Below are 17528 nucleotides of genomic sequence, written 5' to 3'. Positions count from 1 at the left end.
CGGGACGGCCGGTGAGCCGGCCGGCGCAGCGGCGGCGCACCCTCTCGCTGCGGCTCCTCGTGGTGGTCGGGGCCGTGGGCGGGGCGCTGGCCCTGCTGGGGGTCAGCGGGCTGGCCGACACGCTCGTCTACTACCGGACGCCGACCGAGCTCCTCGCGGAGCCGCCACCGGAGGACGAGCGGCTCCGGCTCGGCGGCCTGGTGCAGGTGGGCTCGGTCGAGCGCGTCGGGTCGGAGGCGCGGTTCGCCGTCACCGACGGCGTCGCCACCCTCCCCGTCGTCTACTCCGGCGCGCTGCCGGCGGTGTTCGCCGAGGGGCAGGGCGCCGTCGTCGAGGGGCGGCTCGGGGCCGACGGCGTCTTCGTCGGCGACCTGGTGCTGGTCAAGCACTCCAACGAGTACCGGCCCGTCGGGGAGGCCGGGTGACGGCGCTGCTCGGGACCGCCTCGCTGGCCTCGGGGGTCGTCCTGGCGGTCACGGCCCTCGCGGCCTGGGTCGGGGTGGCGGCCGGTCGCGTGCCGGCGCGTTCCGCGCGGCGGCTCACCTACGCCGTCCTCGGTGCGGCGCTGGCGGCCGCCGCCGTCCTCGAGTGGGCGCTGCTCACGCACGACTTCGGCGTGCGGTACGTGGCGGAGAACGGGGGCCGCGCCGTCCCCCTGTACTTCCGGGTGACCAGCCTCTGGTCGGCGCTGGAGGGCTCGCTCCTGCTCTGGCTGGTCGTGCTCGCCGGCTACACCGCAGCCGTCGCGCGCCGCCCCGACGCCCGGGCGGCCCGGCACCACCCCTGGGTGCTGGTGACCCTGTCGGCCGTCGCCACCTTCTTCTTCGCGCTGGCGCTGTTCGGCGGCAACGCGTTCGAGCGGGTCTCCCCGGTCCCGGCCGACGGACCGGGCCCCAACCCGCTGCTGCAGGACAACCCGCTCATGGGGGCGCACCCCCCGCTGCTCTACCTGGGCTACGTCGGGCTCGCGGTGCCGTTCGCCTACGCGGTGGCGGCCCTCGTCACCGGCGACACCGGGCGGGGCTGGCTGCTCGCCGTCCGCCGCTGGACCCTGGTCGCCTGGACCTTCCTGACCCTGGGCATCGTCCTCGGCGCCTGGTGGGCCTACGCGGTCCTCGGCTGGGGCGGCTACTGGGCGTGGGACCCGGTGGAGAACGCCTCGTTGCTGCCCTGGCTGACCGCCACGGCGCTGCTGCACTCGGCGATGGTGCAGGAGCGCCGGGCGACCCTCCGGGTGTGGAACGTCTGCCTGGCGGTGGCCGGCTTCGTGCTCGTGCTGGTCGGCACCTTCCTCACCCGGAGCGGCATCGTGGACAGCGTCCACGCCTTCAGCCGGTCGACGCTGGGCGCGCTCCTCCTGGGCTTCATCGGCGTCGTCCTGGCCGTCGTCGCCGTGCTGCTGGTGTGGCGCGCCGACCGGCTCGGACCCGACGGGACCCTGCACGCCCGCCTCTCCCGGGAGACGGTGTTCCTGGGCAACAACGTCCTGCTCGTCGGGCTGGCCTTCACCGTCCTCCTCGGCACGCTGTTCCCGGTGTTCGCCCAGCTCGCCGACGGCAGCCAGGTGTCGGTGGGCCCTCCGTACTTCAACCAGATGGCGGTGCCGGTCGCCCTGGTCGTCCTGCTGCTCATGGCCCTGGGCCCCCTGGTGTCGTGGGGCGGCGACACGGTGCCGGCGCTCGCCCGCCGGGTGGCGGTGCCGCTCGCCGTCTCCGTCGCGCTGGTCGCCTCCCTGGTGGCGCTGGGCGTCTCCGGGGCCGCGGCGCTGACCGCGTTCGGCCTCGCCGCCCTGGTCCTCGCCACCTCGGTGCAGCTGGTCGGGCAGGGCGCCCGGGTCGCCCGGCGGGCCACCGGCCGGTCGTGGCCGGGGTCGCTGCTGGAAGCGGTCCGCCGCCGGCGGCGGCTGCACGGCGGGCTGGTCGTGCACATCGGGGTCGCGCTGGCCGCGGTCGCCGTCGCGGCGTCCTCCTCGTTCTCGACGGCGACGGAGCAGCGGGTCGCGGTGGGGAACGCGGTGGCGGTGGCGGGCTGGACGGCGCGGCTGGACGCGGTCGAGCGCGAGCGCACGGCGCAGGAGATGCGCGTCGTCGCGCGGGTGGCGCTGGCGGAGGACGGCCGCGCCCGGGGTGCGGCGGCGCCGGAGCTGCGCACCTTCCCGGCGCACGCGATCACCGTGGCCTCCCCGGCGGTGCGCTCCACGCTCGCCGGCGACGTCTACCTGACCGTCACCGAGGTCGACCCGGACGGTGGCTGGGCGCTGCTCCGCATCGCCGTGAACCCGCTGGTGTCCTGGCTCTGGGCCGCCGGTGGGGTGATGGCCCTCGGGGCGGTCCTCGCGGGCTGGCCCGCCCGCCGGGTGCGGGGGCACCGGGCGACGTCGGGCGAGCCCGTGCCGAGCCTGGCGCCGGGGGAGCGGTGAGCGGCCGGCGGCGGGGGCTGCTGCTGGTGGCCGCCCTGCTCGCGGGCTTCGCGCTGGTGGTGCCGCTGGCCCTCGCGCTCGACCGCCCCCGCGAGGAGGCGTCCGCCACCGCCATGGTCGGCGGTCCGGCCCCGCCGCTGGCGGGCACCACGCTCGACGGAGGCCACGCCGACCTCGCGGAGCTGCGCGGCTCGGTGGTCCTGGTCAACGTCTGGGCGTCCTGGTGCGCGCCCTGCCGGGAGGAGATGCCGCTGCTGGTGGAGACGGCCGGGCAGTGGGGGCCGCAGGGCCTGCGGCTCGTGGGGATCGACGTCAACGACGACGACGCCGCCGCGCGGGAGTTCCTCGCCGGCGTGGGCGGGACGTCGTTCCCGAGCATCGTCGACGCCGACGGCCGGCTGGCGGTCGAGTGGGGCACCACCGGCGTGCCCGAGACCTTCGTGGTCGACCGGGACGGGACCGTCGTCGCACGGCGGGTGGGTGCGGTCTCCGCAGCCTGGCTGGCCGAGGAAGTGCTGCCCCTCCTGGAGGAGGCGTGAGCGCCCGGCTGCGGGTCGCGGCCGTCGTGCTCGCGGCCCTCGCGCTGGTCGCCGCCCTCTGGTGGCGCCAGGAGCCCGCCCCGCGCACCGACCCGGCGGAGGCCGCCCGCGAGATCGCGACGGGGCTGCGGTGCCCCACCTGCGCCGGTGAGTCGGCGGCGGACTCGGCGGCGCCGGCGGCGCGGGGCATGCGCGCGGTCATCGCCGAGCGGGTGGCCGCGGGCGAGACGCCCGAGGAGATCCGCGCACACTTCGTCACCCGCTACGGCGAGTGGATCCTGCTCGACCCGCCGCGGGAGGGCGTGGGCTGGGCCCTGGTGGTGCTGCCCGGCGTCGCGTTGCTCGGCGGCGTGGTCGCGGTCGGCGTCCTGGTGACCCGCCGGAGGCCCACCGCCCGGCCCGCGCTGACGCCCGCCGAGCGGGCAGCCGCCGAGGCGGCGGTGGCCGCCGCGCTCGGCCGCCGCGACCGGCTCACCGGTTCCGGCGACGACGAGCGGCTGGAAGCGGCGCTGCAGCTGCTGGACGACGTGCGTTCCGGCTCGCGGTCCGGGGGGCCCGCGCAGGCGGCCGAGGACGAGGTGCTCGCGGAGGTCCTGCGGATCACCTCGGCCGAGCCGTCCCCCCGCGAGGCCCCGGCCGGGCGCGACGGCGCACCCTCCGGCGCCGCGCCGGCGCGGGCACGGCTGCCGCGGCCCGCGGTCCTCCTCCCGGTGGTGGCGGTGGCCGTGGTCGGCACGGTCGCCGCGGTCGCCGTCCCGCGCGCCCTCGCACCCGCCGCGGCCGGGTCGGAGGAGGTTGGCGTCCCGGCCGGCCGGGAAGGGGCAGCGGCGGACGACCTCGCCGGCGAGCTGCTCCGGCAGGCCCGGGCACTGGACGACGAGGGCCGGTTCGCCGAGGCGGCGACCGCCTACCGGGCGGTGCTCGAGGAGCGGCCGGAGGACCTGGCGGTGGCGCTGTCGCTGGCCTTCGCGCTGCTCCGCGACGACCGGCCGGGGGAGGCCGTGCCCCTGGTGCGGACCGTGCTCGACGCGGTGCCCGAGCACCCGGAGGCGCTGCTCATGCTCGGCTCCGCCGAGCACGCCCTCGGGGACCCGGCGGCCGACGCCACCCTGCGGCGCTTCCTGGAGCTGGCCCCCGGCCACCCCGCCGCCGACGCGGTGCGCGACCTGCTGGGGGAGGCGTGACCGCGCACCCCGCCCGCGCGCTGCTGCCGCTTGCGGTCGCCGTGGGCCTCACCGGGTGCACCGCCGAGGCCCCGCCGCCGGCGGCCGGCCCACCGGCGGCCGAGCAGCGGGTCGGGCTGACCGAGTGGGAGATCGTCACCGAGGGCCGGCCGCTGGCCGCGGGGGACGTCGAGCTGGTGGTGACCAACGCCGGGGCCGCGCCGCACGACCTCGCCGTCCGCGTCGACGGCGACCAGCGCGCGGTCACGCCGGTGCTCGACCCCGGGGAGGTGCACGAGCTGGGCTTCACCGTGGCGGCGGACGAGCGCGTCGAGCTCTGGTGCACGGTGACCGGTCACCACGCCGCGGGCATGCACACGCTCCTCGGCGTCGTCGCCACGGGGGCCGGGCCGTGAGCGCCCCGCGTCCCGGCAGCACGCTGGCCCACGCGCTGGGTGGCGGCGACTGGTCGGCGACCACGATCGCCCTGCTCGGGCTGGCCGCCCTGGGCTACACCTGCCTGCTGGCGTGGTCGGCCCCACGCCGCCGGTCCCCCTGGGCGGTCGCCGCCCCGGGAGCGGCGTGGCTGGCGGGCCTGACGGCCCTCGGCGCCGCGCTCGCCTCGCCGCTGGAGCGGCTCGCGGAGGACTCCCTCACCGCGCACATGGTCCAGCACCTGCTGCTGACCATCGTGGCCGCACCGCTGCTGGTCGTCGCCGACCCGGTGCCGCGGGTGCTCAGCGCCCTGCCGCCCCGCGCCCGGGACGTGGTCGCCCGGCCGTGGGCGGCCGTGGTCCGGGGTGCCCGCCGTCCCGGCGTCGTCCTCGTCGTCGCCGTGGGGTACCTCGCGGTCGTGCTCCTGTGGCACCTGCCCGGCGCCTACGAGGCCGCGGTGCGCTCGGAGGCCCTGCACGTCGCCGAGCACCTGACGTTCCTCGCCGCGGCGGCCGTCTTCTGGTGGTGCGTGCTGCGGATCCCGCGCCGGCGGCTCGGCCAGCTGGTGGCCGGGCTGGTCGCCGTCCTGGTGCCGGCGTTCGGGGAGGCGGTGCTCGGCGGGGCCATGATGCTGTCGTCCACCCCCTGGTACGAGGTGTACGTCGGGACGGCGGCCGACCACGGCTTCGACCCGGTGGCCGACCAGCAGGTGGCCGGCGCGGTCCTGTGGGCCACCGGCACGCCGGTCTACCTGCTGGCCGCCGTCGTCCTCGTGCTGCGGCTGGTGCGCTCCGCGCCCGCGGAGGACGGGCCGCCCGTGCCGGTCCCGCCCATGCCCGGCCGGGCCCGCCCGGCGCTGGACGCCGCAGGCCGCTGAGCCCGCTCAGCCCGTCGCCGGGGGGCCCTCGATGGTGGTGACGGCGTGGACGTCCTCGCGGAGGCTGTCCACCACCTCGTCCGGGACGATCGGCCACGCCCGGCGGAGCTCGGCCAGGGCGCCGGCCGCCAGCGCACCGGCGCCGCCGGCGAGGAGGCCGCTCGCCAGGGCGGCGGAGGTCGTGGGGCTGAGCCTGCGGTCCAGGAGGCGCAGCAGCAGGGCGGTGGAGCCGCCGACGGCCATCGCCCCGAGGACGCCGGCGGCGCCGAGGAGCGCGCCGGCGCGACCGGCCTGCCGTGCCTTCCCGGCCAGCTCGGCCTGGGCGTGCTGCAGCTCCTTCCGGACCAGGGTGGAGAGGTCGGCGCCCAGGGACTGGAGCAGGTCGCTGGTGGAGCTGCTCGGGCTCGGCTCGCTCATGGCGGTGCTCCTCGCGCTCGGTCGGGTGGCGGGTGCGGCACCGCGTCCGCTACCCGGGGGCACCGGGCGCCGAACCCGGACCGCGAGCGCGGACGTCAGGTCGCGGGCGGTCGCAGGGGCGGCGCCGTCGGCACCCCGAAGACCTCGCGCAGCGCCACCCGCGCCGCGTTGTCGCCGCACATGCCGTGGACCGCGGGCCCCGGTGGGGTGGCCGAGGAGGCCAGGTAGGTGCCGGGTACGGGGGTCCTGTACGTGTTCCACCGGGGCACCGGGCGGGCGAGCATCTGCCGGAGGGACGCCTCGCCGTTGGAGATCTCCCCGCCGACGTAGTTGGGGTTGTAGGCCTCCATCTCGGGTGCGCGCATGGTGTGCCGCGCGAGCACCGTGTCGCGGAAACCGGGGGCGAACCGCTCCACCTGCGCCTCGATCCGGTCGGTGAGGTCGGCGTCGGAGCCGTTCGGCACGTGCGCGTACGCCCACAGCACGTGCCCGCCGGACGGAGCCCTCGTCGGATCGGCCACGGTGGGCTGCACGGCGATCACGAACGGCCGGTCGGTGTGGCGCCCCGAGGAGGGGGCGGACTCGGCGGCGACCGTCTCCTCGAGGTCGCCGGAGAGGTGCACCGTGCCGGCGCGGCGGACGGCGGCATGGGTCCAGGGCACCGGCTCCGACAGCGCCCAGTCGATCTTGAACACCCCCGGGCCGTGGCGGTACCGCGACACCCAGCGGCGGTACCCCTCGTGGACCCGGTCGCCGGCCATCCGGACGAAGGCCCGGGGCGTGGTGTCCAGCAGGACGGCGGGAACGCCGTCGAACTCGCGCAGGTCGGTGACCTCGTGCCCGGTCACCACCTCGCCGCCCTGCTCCCGGAGCGCGCCGACCATCGCGTCGGCCATCCGCTGCGAGCCGCCCTCGACCAGCGGCCAGCCGCCGTGGTGGGCGAGCATCCCCTGCAGCAGCCCCAACCCGCCGGTGATCGCGCGGGTCAGGTCCAGCGTCCCGTGCGCTGCCGCTCCGGCCAGGAGCGCCCGCGGGGCGTCGGTGCGGAACCACCGGCGGGCCAGCCAGCGGACGTTCGGCAGGCCGTTGACGGCGAACGAGGCCATCGCCGGGAGGCTCCGCGTGGGGATGCGACGCAGCGCGCTCCCGAGGAAGTACTCCACCAGGTCGTCCCCCGCGTCGACCAGCGGGCCGAGCAGCCGGCGGTAGGCGGGGCCGTCGGGCCCGAACCCGTCGGCCGTCTCCTCCAGCGACCGGTGGGCCACCGCGGCCCGGCCGCCGTCGAGGGGGTGGGCGTAGGGGATCTCCGGGTGGAGCAGCCGCACGCCGCGGGACGGGAGGTCGAACTCGCGGAAGAACGGCGCGGCGGCGGCCATGGGGTGCACCGAGGCGCAGACGTCGGAGAGGAAGCCCGGCCGGGTCAGCTCGGCCGACCGGATCCCGCCACCGGGCCGCGCGTCGCGCTCGAGGACCTGCACCCGCAGGCCGGCGGCGGCCAGCCGCAGGGCCGCTGCCAGCCCGTTCGGCCCCGAGCCGACGACGACGGCATCCGGCTTCCCGCTCACCGTCCCCATGCTGGGCGAGGACCTGCCCAGGGGCCAGCCGACGGCGGCGATCACCTGCTCGGACGTGCGGGTCGCCCGGCGGGTGGCTAGCGTCGGGACCGGCAGCCGAACGGGCCGTGGTGTGCAACCCGAGACCGTGCCTGCACGCCCGGCACCCCGTCCGCCTCCCCGAGGGGCGGGCCCGCAGGAGGCGCGCGTGAAGACCTGGCTCGATGCGTGGCCGGTGGTCCGGCAGCTCACCGGCGAGGACCGGTCCGGCCGCGGCGACGCCGTCCGGAGCAGGCGGACCGACACCCTCACCCCCCGGACGGCCACCGCGGACCGGGTGGTGCAGAGCGTGTGCCCCTACTGCGCGGTGGGCTGCGGCCAGCGGGTGTACGTGCAGGACGGGGAGGTCACCCAGATCGAGGGGGACCCCGACTCGCCGATCAGCCGTGGCCGGCTGTGCCCCAAGGGCGCGGCCAGCAAGAACCTCGTCACGAACTCGACCCGCGAGACGAGGGTCCGCTACCGCCGCCCGTACGGGACGGAGTGGGAGGACCTCGACCTCGACACCGCGATGGACATGATCGCCGACCGGGTCATCCGTACCCGGCGCGAGACCTGGCAGGACGAGGTCGACGGCAAGCGCGTCAACCGCACGATGGGGATAGCGAGCCTCGGAGGGGCGACCCTCGACAACGAGGAGAACTACCTCATGAAGAAGCTCTACACCGCCCTGGGCGCGGTGCAGGTCGAGAACCAGGCGCGCATATAGCACTCCTCCACGGTCCCCGGTCTGGGGACCACGTTCGGTCGCGGCGGCGCGACGATGCCGCAGCAGGACCTGGCCAACTCCGACTGCATCGTCATCCAGGGCTCCAACATGGCCGAGGCCCACCCGGTGGGCTTCCAGTGGGTGATGGAGGCCAAGGCGCGGGGCGCCACGGTCATCCACGTCGACCCGCGGTTCACCCGCACCAGCGCGCTGGCCGACGTGCACGTGCCGCTGCGGGCGGGGAGCGACATCGCCCTCCTCGGCGGGCTGATCAACCACGTGCTCTCCCACGGCCTGGAGTTCCGCGAGTACGTCACCGCCTACACCAATGCGGCGGCCATCCTGCGCGAGGACTTCCGGGACACCGAGGACCTCGACGGGCTGTTCTCCGGGTACGACCCCGGGAAGGGGCAGTACGACGAGACGACGTGGCAGTACGAGGGCACGTCGGTGACCGCCGCCGCCGGGCAGCGCCAGGCCCCCAAGCCCGGGGCCTCGGGCTCCGCGGGAGGCGGGCAGCCGGGGAGCGCACCGGACGCCGAGGAGCACTCGGAGGGCAGCTCGGAGCAGGCCGGCAGCGGGGGGATGCCCGTGGGCGGGAAGCCGCAGCGCGACGAGACGCTGCAGCACCCGCGGTGCGTGTTCCAGGTGCTCAAGCGCCACTACGCGCGCTACACCCCGGAGATGGTGCAGGAGGTCTGCGGCATCGAGCCCGCCGTGTTCCTGAAGGTGGCCGACGCGCTGACCAGCAACTCGGGGCGCGAGCGCACCAGCGCCTTCGTCTACTCGGTCGGGTGGACCCAGCACACCGTGGGTGTGCAGTACATCCGCGCCGCGAGCGTGCTGCAGGCGCTGCTCGGCAACATGGGCCGGCCGGGTGGCGGGATCCTCGCCCTGCGCGGGCACGCCAGCATCCAGGGGTCGACCGACATCCCGACGCTGTACAACCTGCTGCCCGGGTACATCCCGATGCCGCACGCCCGCGAGGACCGGGACCTGGACGACTTCGTCGCCGAGGCGTCGGGCTCGGTCGGCTACTGGGGCAACATGCGGAAGTACGCCGTCAGCCTGCTCAAGGCCTGGTGGGGGGAGGCCGCGCAGCCGGAGAACGACTTCCGCTTCGACCACCTGCCGCGGCTGACCGGCGACCACAGCAACTACACGACCATCGCCGAGCAGATCCAGGGCACCGTGCCCGGCTACTTCCTGGTCGGCGAGAACCCCGTCGTGGGCAACGCCAACGGGAAGATGTCGCGGCTGGGGCTGGCCAACCTCGAGTGGCTCGTCGTCCGGGACCTGCAGATGATCGAGTCCGCGACCTTCTGGCAGAACGGCCCCGAGATCGAGACCGGCGAGCTGGTCACCGAGCAGATCCCCACCGAGGTCTTCTTCCTGCCCGCGGCCGCGCACGTGGAGAAGGACGGCTCGTTCACCAACACCCAGCGGCTGCTGCAGTGGCACTCCCAGGCGGTGGAGCCGCCGGGGGACTGCCGCAGCGACCTCTGGTTCTACTTCCACCTCGGCCGCACCATCCGCGAGAAGCTCGCCGGCTCCACCGACCCCCGCGACCGGCCGGTCCTCGAGCTCACCTGGGACTACCCGACGCACGGGCCCCACGACGAACCCAGCGCGCACGCGGTGCTCCGCGAGATCAGCGGTACCGGGCCGGACGGCACGGCGGTGTCCGGGTACACCGAGCTGGCCGACGACGGCTCGACCAGCTGCGGGTGCTGGATCTACTCCGGCGTCTTCGCCGACGAGGTGAACCAGGCGAACCGGAAGAAGCCGCGCACGGAGCAGGACCTGGTGGCGCCCGAGTGGGGCTGGGCGTGGCCGATGAACCGCCGGGTGCTGTACAACCGCGCCTCGGCCGACCCCCAGGGGCGCCCGTGGAGCGAGCGCAAGAAGTACGTGTACTGGGACGAGGACACCGGGAAGTGGACCGGGCCCGACGTCCCGGACTTCCAGGCCACCAAGCGGCCCGACCACGTCCCGGACGAGGGGGCGACCGCCGAGGACGCCCTCTCCGGCACCGACCCGTTCATCATGCAGGGCGACGGGAAGGCGTGGCTGTTCGTGCCGGCGGGGCTGGCCGACGGGCCGATGCCGACGCACTACGAGCCGGCCGAGTCACCGGTGCCCAACCCCTTGTACGAGCGGCAGGCGAACCCCGCGCGCAAGGAGCTCCGGGGCGCCTGGAACCGGGCCAACCCGGCGATGAGCGAGGTCTTCCCGTTCGTCGTCACCACCTACCGGCTCACCGAGCACCACACCGCCGGCGGGATGAGCCGCACCCTGGAGTACCTCGCCGAGCTGCAGCCCGAGTTCTTCTGCGAGGTGAGCCCCCAGCTCGCCGCCGAGCGCGGGCTGGAGCACATGGGCTGGGCCACGCTGGTCAGCGCCCGCAACGCCATCGAGGCGCGGGTGCTGGTCACCGAGCGGATGCGCCCGCTGCGGATCGCCGGCCGCGAGGTGCACCAGATCGGCATCCCGTACCACTGGGGGCAGAACGGCATCACCACCGGTGACTCGGCCAACGAGCTGCTCGGGGTCGTGATGGACCCCAACGTGCACATCCAGGAGTCGAAGGTGGCCACCTGCGACATCCGGCCCGGGCGGCGGCCCCGCGGACCGGCGCTGGTCGAGTTCGTGGAGGAGCACCGCCGCCGGGCCGGCGTCGCCAGCGGACGGCTCGGGCCCAACGGCCGGGCCCCGATCGAGGAGCGGTCATGACGACGATCAGTTCGGCGAGCACCGCGTTCTCCGGCGACGACCCGCGCAACCGGCTGTTCGGGCCGGTCCCCGACGTCGCCGGTGAGCGGGGCTACGGCGAGGACCACCCGCCCCGGGTCGGCTTCTTCACCGACACCTCGGTGTGCATCGGCTGCAAGGCCTGCGAGGTGGCGTGCAAGGAGTGGAACACCCTCCCGATGGACGACGCCGAGGGGAACCGGGCCCAGCTCGGGCTGACCGGGGCCTCGTACGACAACACCGGCATGCTGGGCGCCAACAGCTGGCGGCACGTCGCCTTCGTCGAGCAGAGCCGCGCCGTCGACCTGCCGATGCCCACCGTCGGTGCGCCGGGCAGCGCCGGTGGGCAGCGCCCGCTGGCGGATCCGCCGGTCGTCCACCCCGGGGTGCCCGCGTCGTCGACCACGGCGGAGCAGAGCGCACCCCAGCAGACCACGTCGGGCGACCGGGAGATCCGGTGGCTGATGAGCTCCGACGTCTGCAAGCACTGCACGCACGCCGCCTGCCTGGACGTCTGCCCGACCGGCTCGCTGTTCCGCACCGAGTTCGGCAGCGTCGTCGTGCAGGAGGACATCTGCAACGGCTGCGGGTACTGCGTGCCCGCCTGCCCCTACGGCGTGATCGACCAGCGGCAGGACGACGGCCGGGTGTTCAAGTGCACCCTGTGCTACGACCGGCTGACCGACGGGCTCCAGCCGGCGTGCGCGAGCGCCTGCCCCACCGAGTCCATCCAGTTCGGCGACCTCGACGAGCTCCGGGCCCGTGCCGACGCCCGGCTGGCGGCACTCCAGGAGAAGGGGGTCGAGGGCGCCCGCCTGTACGGGCACGACGAGGACGACGGCGTGGGGGGAGCGGGCGCGTTCTTCCTCCTGCTGGACGAACCGGAGGTCTACGGCCTGCCGCCGGACCCGGTGGTGACCACGCGTGACCTGCCGTCGATGTGGCGGCACGTCGCGGCGGGCGCGGCGCTGGTCGTCGGCGTGGTGGCCTCGGCCTTCGCGGGACGACGCCGGTGACGGCGGCCGAGGGCGTCCCCGGGGCCGGCTGGCGCCGGGCGGACGGCCCGCCCGCGCAGGACCGGGAGCGGCGCCGCCGGTCGGGGGGCCGGCCGCCCCGCCCCGGCGAGTCGGTGGTGGGCGAGGCCGAGTTCACCTCCTACTACGGGCGCCCGGTCATCAAGCCGCCGGTGTGGAAGACGCCGGACGTGCCGCTGTACCTCTTCCTCGGCGGGGCGGCGGGTACCTCGGCGCTGCTGGGGACCATGGCGGAGCTGACCGGCCGCCCGGCCCTGGCCCGGGCGGCGCACCTGACCGCGGGAGGCGGAGCGCTCACGTCGGTGGGCTTCCTCATCCACGACCTGGGCCGGCCCGCGCGGTTCCTCAACATGCTGCGGGTCTTCAAGCCGACCTCGCCGCTGTCGGTGGGGTCGTGGGTGCTGGCGCCGTTCAGCGCGCTGACCACGGCGACGGCCGGTGCCCACCTGCTCGGCCGCTTCCCGCGGCTGCGGCTGCTCACCGGGCTGGGGGCGGCGGCGCTCGGCGGGCCGATGACGACCTACACCGCCGCGCTGCTCGCCGACACCGCCGTGCCGTCCTGGCACGAGGCGCACCGCGAGCTGCCGTTCGCGTTCGCCGGTTCGGCGATGGCCGCGGGCGGCGGCATCGCCGTCGCCTGCAGCCCCGCGGAGGAGGCCGGGCCGGCCCGGCAGGTGGCCGTCACGGGTGCGCTGGTCGAGCTGGCCGCCATGCACCGCATCGAGCACGGGCACGGGTTGGTGAGCGAGCCGTACCGCACCGGACGGGCGGGCCGGCTGCTGCGGGCGGCCCGCGCCTGCACGGTGACCGGGACGGCGCTGACCCTCGCCGCCGGCCGGCGGCGGGTCCCCGCGCTGCTCGGCGGGGCCCTCCTGGCGGCCGGCTCGGCGGTCACCCGCTTCGGCGTCTTCGACGCCGGCCTGGCCAGCGCGCGGGACCCGAAGTACACCGTCGAGCCGCAGCGGGCCCGCGCGGCCGAGCGGGACGCCGCGGCCGCCGGCGCCCCCTCCTGAGGGCCGTCAGCGCGCCCGGCGCCAGGCGGCCAGCCCCGAGGCGACCGCCCCGGCGCCGAGTGCGGCGAGGGTCCCGTGGTGGCGGGAGGCCCAGATCTGCGGATCCCGGTCCCGTGTCCGGTGCCGGAAGCTGCCCCGGGCCCCGAAGTCGCGCCCGTCGGGCCCGTCGGCCGGCTCCCAGAGGTTGACCGGGTCGCCCGGCGAAGCGGGCTCGCCGCGCTGCTGCCCCTCGTACCCGTTCCGGGCGAGGTACCAGTCCATGAACTGGGGCCAGACCTTGTTGCCGACGATCGTCCAGACGGTCGGGTTGCCGACCCACCACGCACGGCGCCGGGGGTGCTCGCTCGCGTGCACGAGCGCTCGGGCCATCGTGTCGACCGGGTAGATCGGGGGCACCGGCTGCGGCCGTTCGGGCAGCTTGTTGAGCACCCAGTCGAACTGCGGGGTGTTCACCCCCGGCAGGTTGACCATCGTGACGCGCACGTTGCTGCCGTCGTGCCGCAGCTCGGTCATGAGCGACTCGGTGAAACCCTTGATGGCGTGCTTGGCCCCGCAGTAGACGCTCTGCAGGGGGATGCCGCGGTAGGCGAGCGCCGAGCCGGTCTGCACGATCACCCCGCGGTCGCGTGGCCTCATCCGCCGCAGCGCCGACATGGTGCCGTGCACGAACCCCAGGTAGGTGACCCGGGTGACGCGCTCCCACTCCTCCGCGGTGATCTCCTCGAACGGCGCGAACACCGTGCTGAAGGCGACGTTGCACCAGACGTCGATCGGCCCGAGCTCCTCCTCCACCCGGTTCGCCGCCGCCTCGACGGCCGCCGCGTCGGCGACGTCCACCGGGACCACCAGCGGGGTGCCGCCGGCTTCCCGGACGTCCGCGGCGGCCCCGGCCAGGCCTTTCTCACCCCGGGCCAGCAGGGCGACCCGGTCCCCCCTGCGGGCGAAGGCGACCGCGGCGGCGCGGCCGATCCCCCCGCTCGCGCCGGTCACGACGACGACCTGACCGGTCCCGGCTCCGTCCGTTCCGCGCACGGCAGCTCCCTCCCGTGGTGGGCGCGGCCCGCCGCGCCACGTGGGTGCAGCGCCCCTCGGCGCCTTCGGTCCCCATCGGTGTGTTCGCCGGGCGCGGACCGCAAACCCGTCCCGGCGGCCGACCGGGTCGTCGAGCAGGGCGCGGGGAGCCTCAGTCGCCGGCGGCCGCGTCAGGTGCGTGGGCGTTCCCGCCGAACAACCGCGCGGCGACCTCGCGCCGGGTCGTGGTGAGCCAGGCGTGCTGCCGGTTCGCCTGCTCGACGAGCTGGTCGAGCCGGTCGGCGTCCAGGCGGTGGTCGGCGTCGGCCACCTCGCGGAGGCTCTCGAAGCCGCTGCGCTTGGCCCGGACGGCGGAGGCGAGGAACTCGAACTCCACGAGGTCGCTCAACGGGGAGCGGGAGAGCAGGCGGCCGTTGAGCTTCAGCCGCGAGACCTTCTCGCCGAGCCAGAGCGCGACCTGCTTGTGCCGCTGCACGGGGAGCCCCAGGTCGACCATGATCGCCCGGAGCGCGGCGTTCTCCTCGTGCAGCTCGGTCAGCAGCTGCTGGAGCGGGGGCTCGTACTGCGTGCCCCCGTGCACGCCGATCATCCGCCGCACGAGCTCGATGCCCCCGATCGAGGCGGCCAGGTGGTCGTTGAGGTAGACGGCCAGCAGATCGACGTTGTGCAGGCCGGTGGGGGGACGGGACACGGGACCTCCTGGGGAGAGCGGCTGGGACCAGTGTCGCGGTCGCGGGGGTGCTCCGCGCGAGGTCCCGCCGGGGGACCCGCCGTGGCACGCAGGGGTGTACGGTGGGGAGACCGACGCGGGGTGGAGCAGCTCGGTAGCTCGCTGGGCTCATAACCCAGAGGTCGCAGGTTCGAATCCTGTCCCCGCTACCACTGTGATGTCGCAGGACATCGGCATAGCCCGGGCCCCACGGAAGTGGGCCCGGGCTAGCGCTTTTCCGGGGTGGGTCCGGCTGGTCGGCTGGTGGTCGAGGGGCGGACCGAGGGTGAGCGCGCGCAGTTGCTCGCCGGTGGCGGTGGCGGTGTCGATGACGCGGATGTGCAGGTCGTGGACCGGGACCAGCACGTGGGTTCCGGCGTCGGGTCGCGGGCAGGATGTCGGCAGATGGAGCGGGGAGTGCCGGTCGTCCGCCGTGGCACAACCAGCAGCCGATGCCCGTCGGCGGTGAGCACGCCGGTGGCGTGGTCGCCTCGGAGCTCGATTCCGGTGACGTGCAGCGGACGGGGCCACCCCGCACCGATCGACGAATCCGGTCCCAGACGGCCAAGCGTCGGTCAGCCGAGGAGTCCGACCAGCCGGGGTGACCCCGTCCGCCTACACCTCACTGTCAGCCGACGCGATGCCGGAGCAGGCGGAGGTCGTCCACGGTCGGCCGGGCAGCCGGACCGCCCGGAGCGGGTGGGTCCTCCACGGCGGTGGGGTCGGACGGCAGCGGGGCGGCTGCGGCCGCCGACGGCATCCTGAGCGTCGCGACCCACTGGAACCAGGTACGGCCCCCGGCATCGGTGACGGTGACCGGTCCGGCGACCACCATCGTGGCCCCGTCCAGCGCGCTCTCCGGGATCTCGCGGCGTTCGACGACGTCACGCAGCCGCGTGCGCAGCGCCGAGCGGGCCGCGGCGGCGTCGTCCCAGGGCAGCATCGCGGTGGCCCCGATCTCCATGGACCCACACTCCGTCCCGCATGTTCCGGTTCGCCAGTCGCAGGGGCACCCGGGCCGTGCGCCATCGGCCCTGGTCATCGCGGCCCCGATCGGGTACCGGCGACCGGCGGCGTGCCGACGTGGTCCGGGTCGTGGCGCCGGCCGAGCGGCACCGACCAGGTGAGCCGCGTGCCCCGGGGGTGGGCGGGGCAGATGTGGAAGGCGCCGCCGTGACCGTCGGCACGGCGCCGGAGGCCCGCCAGGCCGCTGCGCCGGGTGGCGTCACCCACGCCGCTCCCGTCGTCGGTCACCCGCAGGGTCAGCCGGCCGTCGCCGGTCCGGACGTCGACGTCCACGGTGGACGCCCGGGCGTGCTTGGCGGTGTTGGTCAGCGCCTCCCGGGTGACGGCGAGCAGGTCGCCGACGACATCGGGTGGCAGATCGTCCGGTAGCCCGGAGATGCGCAGCGAGGGGTCGAAGCCGAGAGCAGGACGGACGTCGGCGAGTACCTGCAGCAACCGGTCGCGCACGTCTTCCCGTCGAGTGCGCAGCGGGGAGTCGAGGTGGAAGATCGCCGCGCGGATCGTGTCGATGACCTCGTCCAGGTCGTCGACCGCCGTGCGCAGCCGGTCGGCCGCCCGGCCGGTGAGCGCACCACCGGCGACGCCGTGCAGCTTCAGCCCCGTGGCGAACAGCCGCTGGATGACGTGGTCGTGCAGGTCGTCGGCGATGCGTTGACGGTCGGCCAGCAGGGCGTGGAGCTGGTGCTGCGCCCGGGCTTCAGCGCGCTCGAGGGCCAGCGCGGCGTGGTGGGCGAACGTCGTGGCCCCGTCGGCGTCTGCGTCGGTGAACCCGGGACGACCGTCGAGCCGTGCCGCGACGAGCGCGCCGTGGACGCGGCCGGAACCCAGCAGCGGCACGGCCATCGCCGGGCCGAGCTCGACCTCACCGGTCAGCTCGGCGTCGGTCAGGTGCGGCAGGCGGACCGGTTCGGTGGAGGTCAGCACCCGCCCGGCCAGCGACGTCTGCACGGGCAGGCGGCGTCCCCGCAGGCGATCGGCGCCGGCGCCCACGCCGACCTCGACGGTCAGCTCGTCGCCTGCGGGGTCGGTGGGCCGCAGGACGAGCACCAGCTCGGCCTCGCCGATCTCGCAGGTCCGCTCGGCGATCAGCCGCAGGGGATCCGGCCCGCTGCCCGGTCCGGCCGACAGGACCTCGCGGGTGACCTCCACCGAGGCCACCAACCACTCGCCACGGGCACCGGAGCCCTGGTGCAGCCGGCCGCTCGCGTCACCGACCGGGGCGGCGAAGGCGCTGAGCAGCTCCTTGTCCCCGGCGGTGAACGGCGATCGGTCGCCGGACATGGTGCACGCCCCTTCTCGGCGCTCCGACCTCGGTGACGGACCCCGGCTCGACCTGCGAGCCCGACCTGGCATGCCGTCGCCGGGCAGCGGCGCCCGCAGCTCGTCGGCAGGTCGGGTCACCGGGTGAGGGTCAGGCAGATCCAGCACAGCGGCCACTCCTCGGCCCCGTCGTCCGGCCAGCGCCAGTCCCGTGGGTCCAGCAGCACCACCGGGGCGGTGCAGACCGCCCGACCGACGATCAGCCCCTCACCGACCACCGCGTGCAGCCTGCCGCTCGGCATCTGCACCGTCTCCCCGGACCAGTCCCGGTCGGCCAGGTCGTCGGCGCCCACGGTCCACGGTCCCTGACCGGCCTCGCCCCGACTCCGCCCCGACTCACCCCGGCTCGTCGTCATCCCACCTCCCGACTCCGCTGCCCGCAGCCACGGCGGGTGCTCCGGACCCCTCGGCGGCGCTCGACCGGGTCGAGCGCCGGTTCCCGCGATCCCTTCCGGCTCGTGACGCCTGGGT

Annotated in this window: 15 protein-coding genes, 1 tRNA gene and 1 pseudogene; 10 read left to right on the top strand and 7 right to left on the bottom strand. The window is 75.7% G+C overall.

Annotated elements, in window-relative coordinates:
- Positions 1 to 11 precede the first annotated feature (11 nt).
- The 6 genes from E9565_RS10780 to E9565_RS10755 are packed head-to-tail and all read left to right on the top strand — an operon-like array spanning position 12 to position 5433.
- Positions 12 to 425: a cytochrome c maturation protein CcmE gene (locus tag E9565_RS10780; protein ID WP_236835030.1), complete on the top strand. Its 414-nt coding sequence runs from the start codon at positions 12 to 14 to the stop codon at positions 423 to 425.
- Positions 422 to 2419: a heme lyase CcmF/NrfE family subunit gene (locus tag E9565_RS10775; RefSeq protein ID WP_236835028.1), complete on the top strand. Its 1998-nt coding sequence runs from the start codon at positions 422 to 424 to the stop codon at positions 2417 to 2419. The genes E9565_RS10780 and E9565_RS10775 overlap by 4 nt, the downstream gene beginning before the upstream one ends.
- Complete coding sequence (locus E9565_RS10770; protein WP_236835027.1) at positions 2416 to 2958, top strand: redoxin domain-containing protein; 543 nt, start codon at positions 2416 to 2418, stop codon at positions 2956 to 2958. The genes E9565_RS10775 and E9565_RS10770 overlap by 4 nt, the downstream gene beginning before the upstream one ends.
- Positions 2955 to 4142, top strand: coding sequence for a cytochrome c-type biogenesis protein CcmH (locus tag E9565_RS10765; RefSeq protein ID WP_236835026.1), 1188 nt, complete (start codon positions 2955 to 2957; stop codon positions 4140 to 4142). The genes E9565_RS10770 and E9565_RS10765 overlap by 4 nt, the downstream gene beginning before the upstream one ends.
- Entirely contained in the window at positions 4139 to 4537 is a 399-nt protein-coding gene (locus E9565_RS10760; RefSeq protein WP_236835025.1) for a hypothetical protein, read from the top strand. The genes E9565_RS10765 and E9565_RS10760 overlap by 4 nt, the downstream gene beginning before the upstream one ends.
- Positions 4534 to 5433, top strand: coding sequence for a cytochrome c oxidase assembly protein (locus E9565_RS10755; RefSeq protein WP_236835023.1), 900 nt, complete (start codon positions 4534 to 4536; stop codon positions 5431 to 5433). Before E9565_RS10760 ends, E9565_RS10755 begins: the two co-directional genes overlap by 4 nt.
- Positions 5434 to 5439: 6 nt before the next feature.
- On the opposite strand, the gene E9565_RS10750 is transcribed toward E9565_RS10755, so the two are convergent.
- Both E9565_RS10750 and E9565_RS10745 read right to left on the bottom strand, forming a co-directional pair.
- Positions 5440 to 5850 carry a phage holin family protein gene (locus E9565_RS10750; protein WP_236835022.1) on the bottom strand — a complete coding sequence of 137 codons (411 nt, stop codon included), beginning with the start codon at positions 5848 to 5850 and terminating at the stop codon, positions 5440 to 5442.
- Positions 5851 to 5945: 95 nt separating this feature from the next.
- Entirely contained in the window at positions 5946 to 7424 is a 1479-nt protein-coding gene (locus E9565_RS10745; RefSeq protein ID WP_236835052.1) for an NAD(P)/FAD-dependent oxidoreductase, read from the bottom strand.
- 187 nt (positions 7425 to 7611) lie between these two features.
- On the opposite strand from E9565_RS10745, the pseudogene fdh reads away from it, so the two are divergent.
- The 3 genes and pseudogenes from fdh to nrfD all read left to right on the top strand — a co-directional run bounded on the left by fdh (position 7612) and on the right by nrfD (position 12970).
- A pseudogene (gene fdh, locus E9565_RS10735) lies at positions 7612 to 10905 on the top strand (formate dehydrogenase).
- Entirely contained in the window at positions 10902 to 11939 is a 1038-nt protein-coding gene (locus E9565_RS10730) for a 4Fe-4S dicluster domain-containing protein (protein WP_236824758.1), read from the top strand. The pseudogene fdh and the gene E9565_RS10730 overlap by 4 nt, the downstream one beginning before the upstream one ends.
- Positions 11936 to 12970 (top strand): NrfD/PsrC family molybdoenzyme membrane anchor subunit, encoded by a 1035-nt coding sequence (nrfD, locus tag E9565_RS10725; RefSeq protein ID WP_236835018.1) that lies wholly within the window; start codon positions 11936 to 11938, stop codon positions 12968 to 12970. The genes E9565_RS10730 and nrfD overlap by 4 nt, the downstream gene beginning before the upstream one ends.
- 6 nt (positions 12971 to 12976) lie before the next feature.
- Here nrfD and E9565_RS10720 read toward each other — a convergent pair whose 3' ends face one another.
- Both E9565_RS10720 and E9565_RS10715 read right to left on the bottom strand, forming a co-directional pair.
- Entirely contained in the window at positions 12977 to 14002 is a 1026-nt protein-coding gene (locus tag E9565_RS10720) for an SDR family oxidoreductase (RefSeq protein ID WP_236835016.1), read from the bottom strand.
- Positions 14003 to 14153: 151 nt separating this feature from the next.
- The gene (locus E9565_RS10715) at positions 14154 to 14693 is read right to left on the bottom strand and encodes a hypothetical protein (protein ID WP_236835014.1); all 540 of its coding nucleotides are present in this window, start codon (positions 14691 to 14693) and stop codon (positions 14154 to 14156) included.
- 114 nt (positions 14694 to 14807) lie between these two features.
- Between E9565_RS10715 and E9565_RS10710 the strand changes: the two genes are divergently transcribed.
- Positions 14808 to 14884: transfer RNA gene (locus E9565_RS10710), tRNA-Met, on the top strand.
- Between the two features lie 455 nt (positions 14885 to 15339).
- On the opposite strand, the gene E9565_RS10705 is transcribed toward E9565_RS10710, so the two are convergent.
- The 3 genes from E9565_RS10705 to E9565_RS10695 all read right to left on the bottom strand — a co-directional run bounded on the left by E9565_RS10705 (position 15340) and on the right by E9565_RS10695 (position 17350).
- Positions 15340 to 15675: a hypothetical protein gene (locus E9565_RS10705; protein ID WP_236835012.1), complete on the bottom strand. Its 336-nt coding sequence runs from the start codon at positions 15673 to 15675 to the stop codon at positions 15340 to 15342.
- Between the two features lie 74 nt (positions 15676 to 15749).
- Positions 15750 to 17018, bottom strand: coding sequence for a GAF domain-containing sensor histidine kinase (locus tag E9565_RS10700; RefSeq protein WP_236835010.1), 1269 nt, complete (start codon positions 17016 to 17018; stop codon positions 15750 to 15752).
- 116 nt (positions 17019 to 17134) lie between these two features.
- On the bottom strand, positions 17135 to 17350 hold the full coding sequence (locus tag E9565_RS10695; RefSeq protein WP_236824752.1) for a hypothetical protein: 216 nt from the start codon (positions 17348 to 17350) through the stop codon (positions 17135 to 17137).
- Between the last annotated feature and the right edge of the window lie 178 nt (positions 17351 to 17528).

Origin of the sequence: Blastococcus sp. KM273129 (genome assembly GCF_021698995.1) — a bacterium.
Lineage (GTDB): Bacteria > Actinomycetota > Actinomycetes > Mycobacteriales > Geodermatophilaceae > Blastococcus.
The sequence above is the reverse complement of the archived record's forward strand: the minus strand, read 5'-3'. Positions and strand labels throughout refer to the sequence as shown.

Coding starts and splice junctions, on each gene's coding strand:
- E9565_RS10750 (WP_236835022.1), bottom strand. CDS start 5,850: ATGAGCGAGCCGAGCCCGAGCAGCTCCACCAGCGACCTGCTCCAGTCC.
- E9565_RS10700 (WP_236835010.1), bottom strand. CDS start 17,018: ATGTCCGGCGACCGATCGCCGTTCACCGCCGGGGACAAGGAGCTGCTC.
- E9565_RS10730 (WP_236824758.1), top strand. CDS start 10,902: ATGACGACGATCAGTTCGGCGAGCACCGCGTTCTCCGGCGACGACCCG.
- E9565_RS10745 (WP_236835052.1), bottom strand. CDS start 7,424: ATGGGGACGGTGAGCGGGAAGCCGGATGCCGTCGTCGTCGGCTCGGGG.
- E9565_RS10705 (WP_236835012.1), bottom strand. CDS start 15,675: ATGGAGATCGGGGCCACCGCGATGCTGCCCTGGGACGACGCCGCCGCG.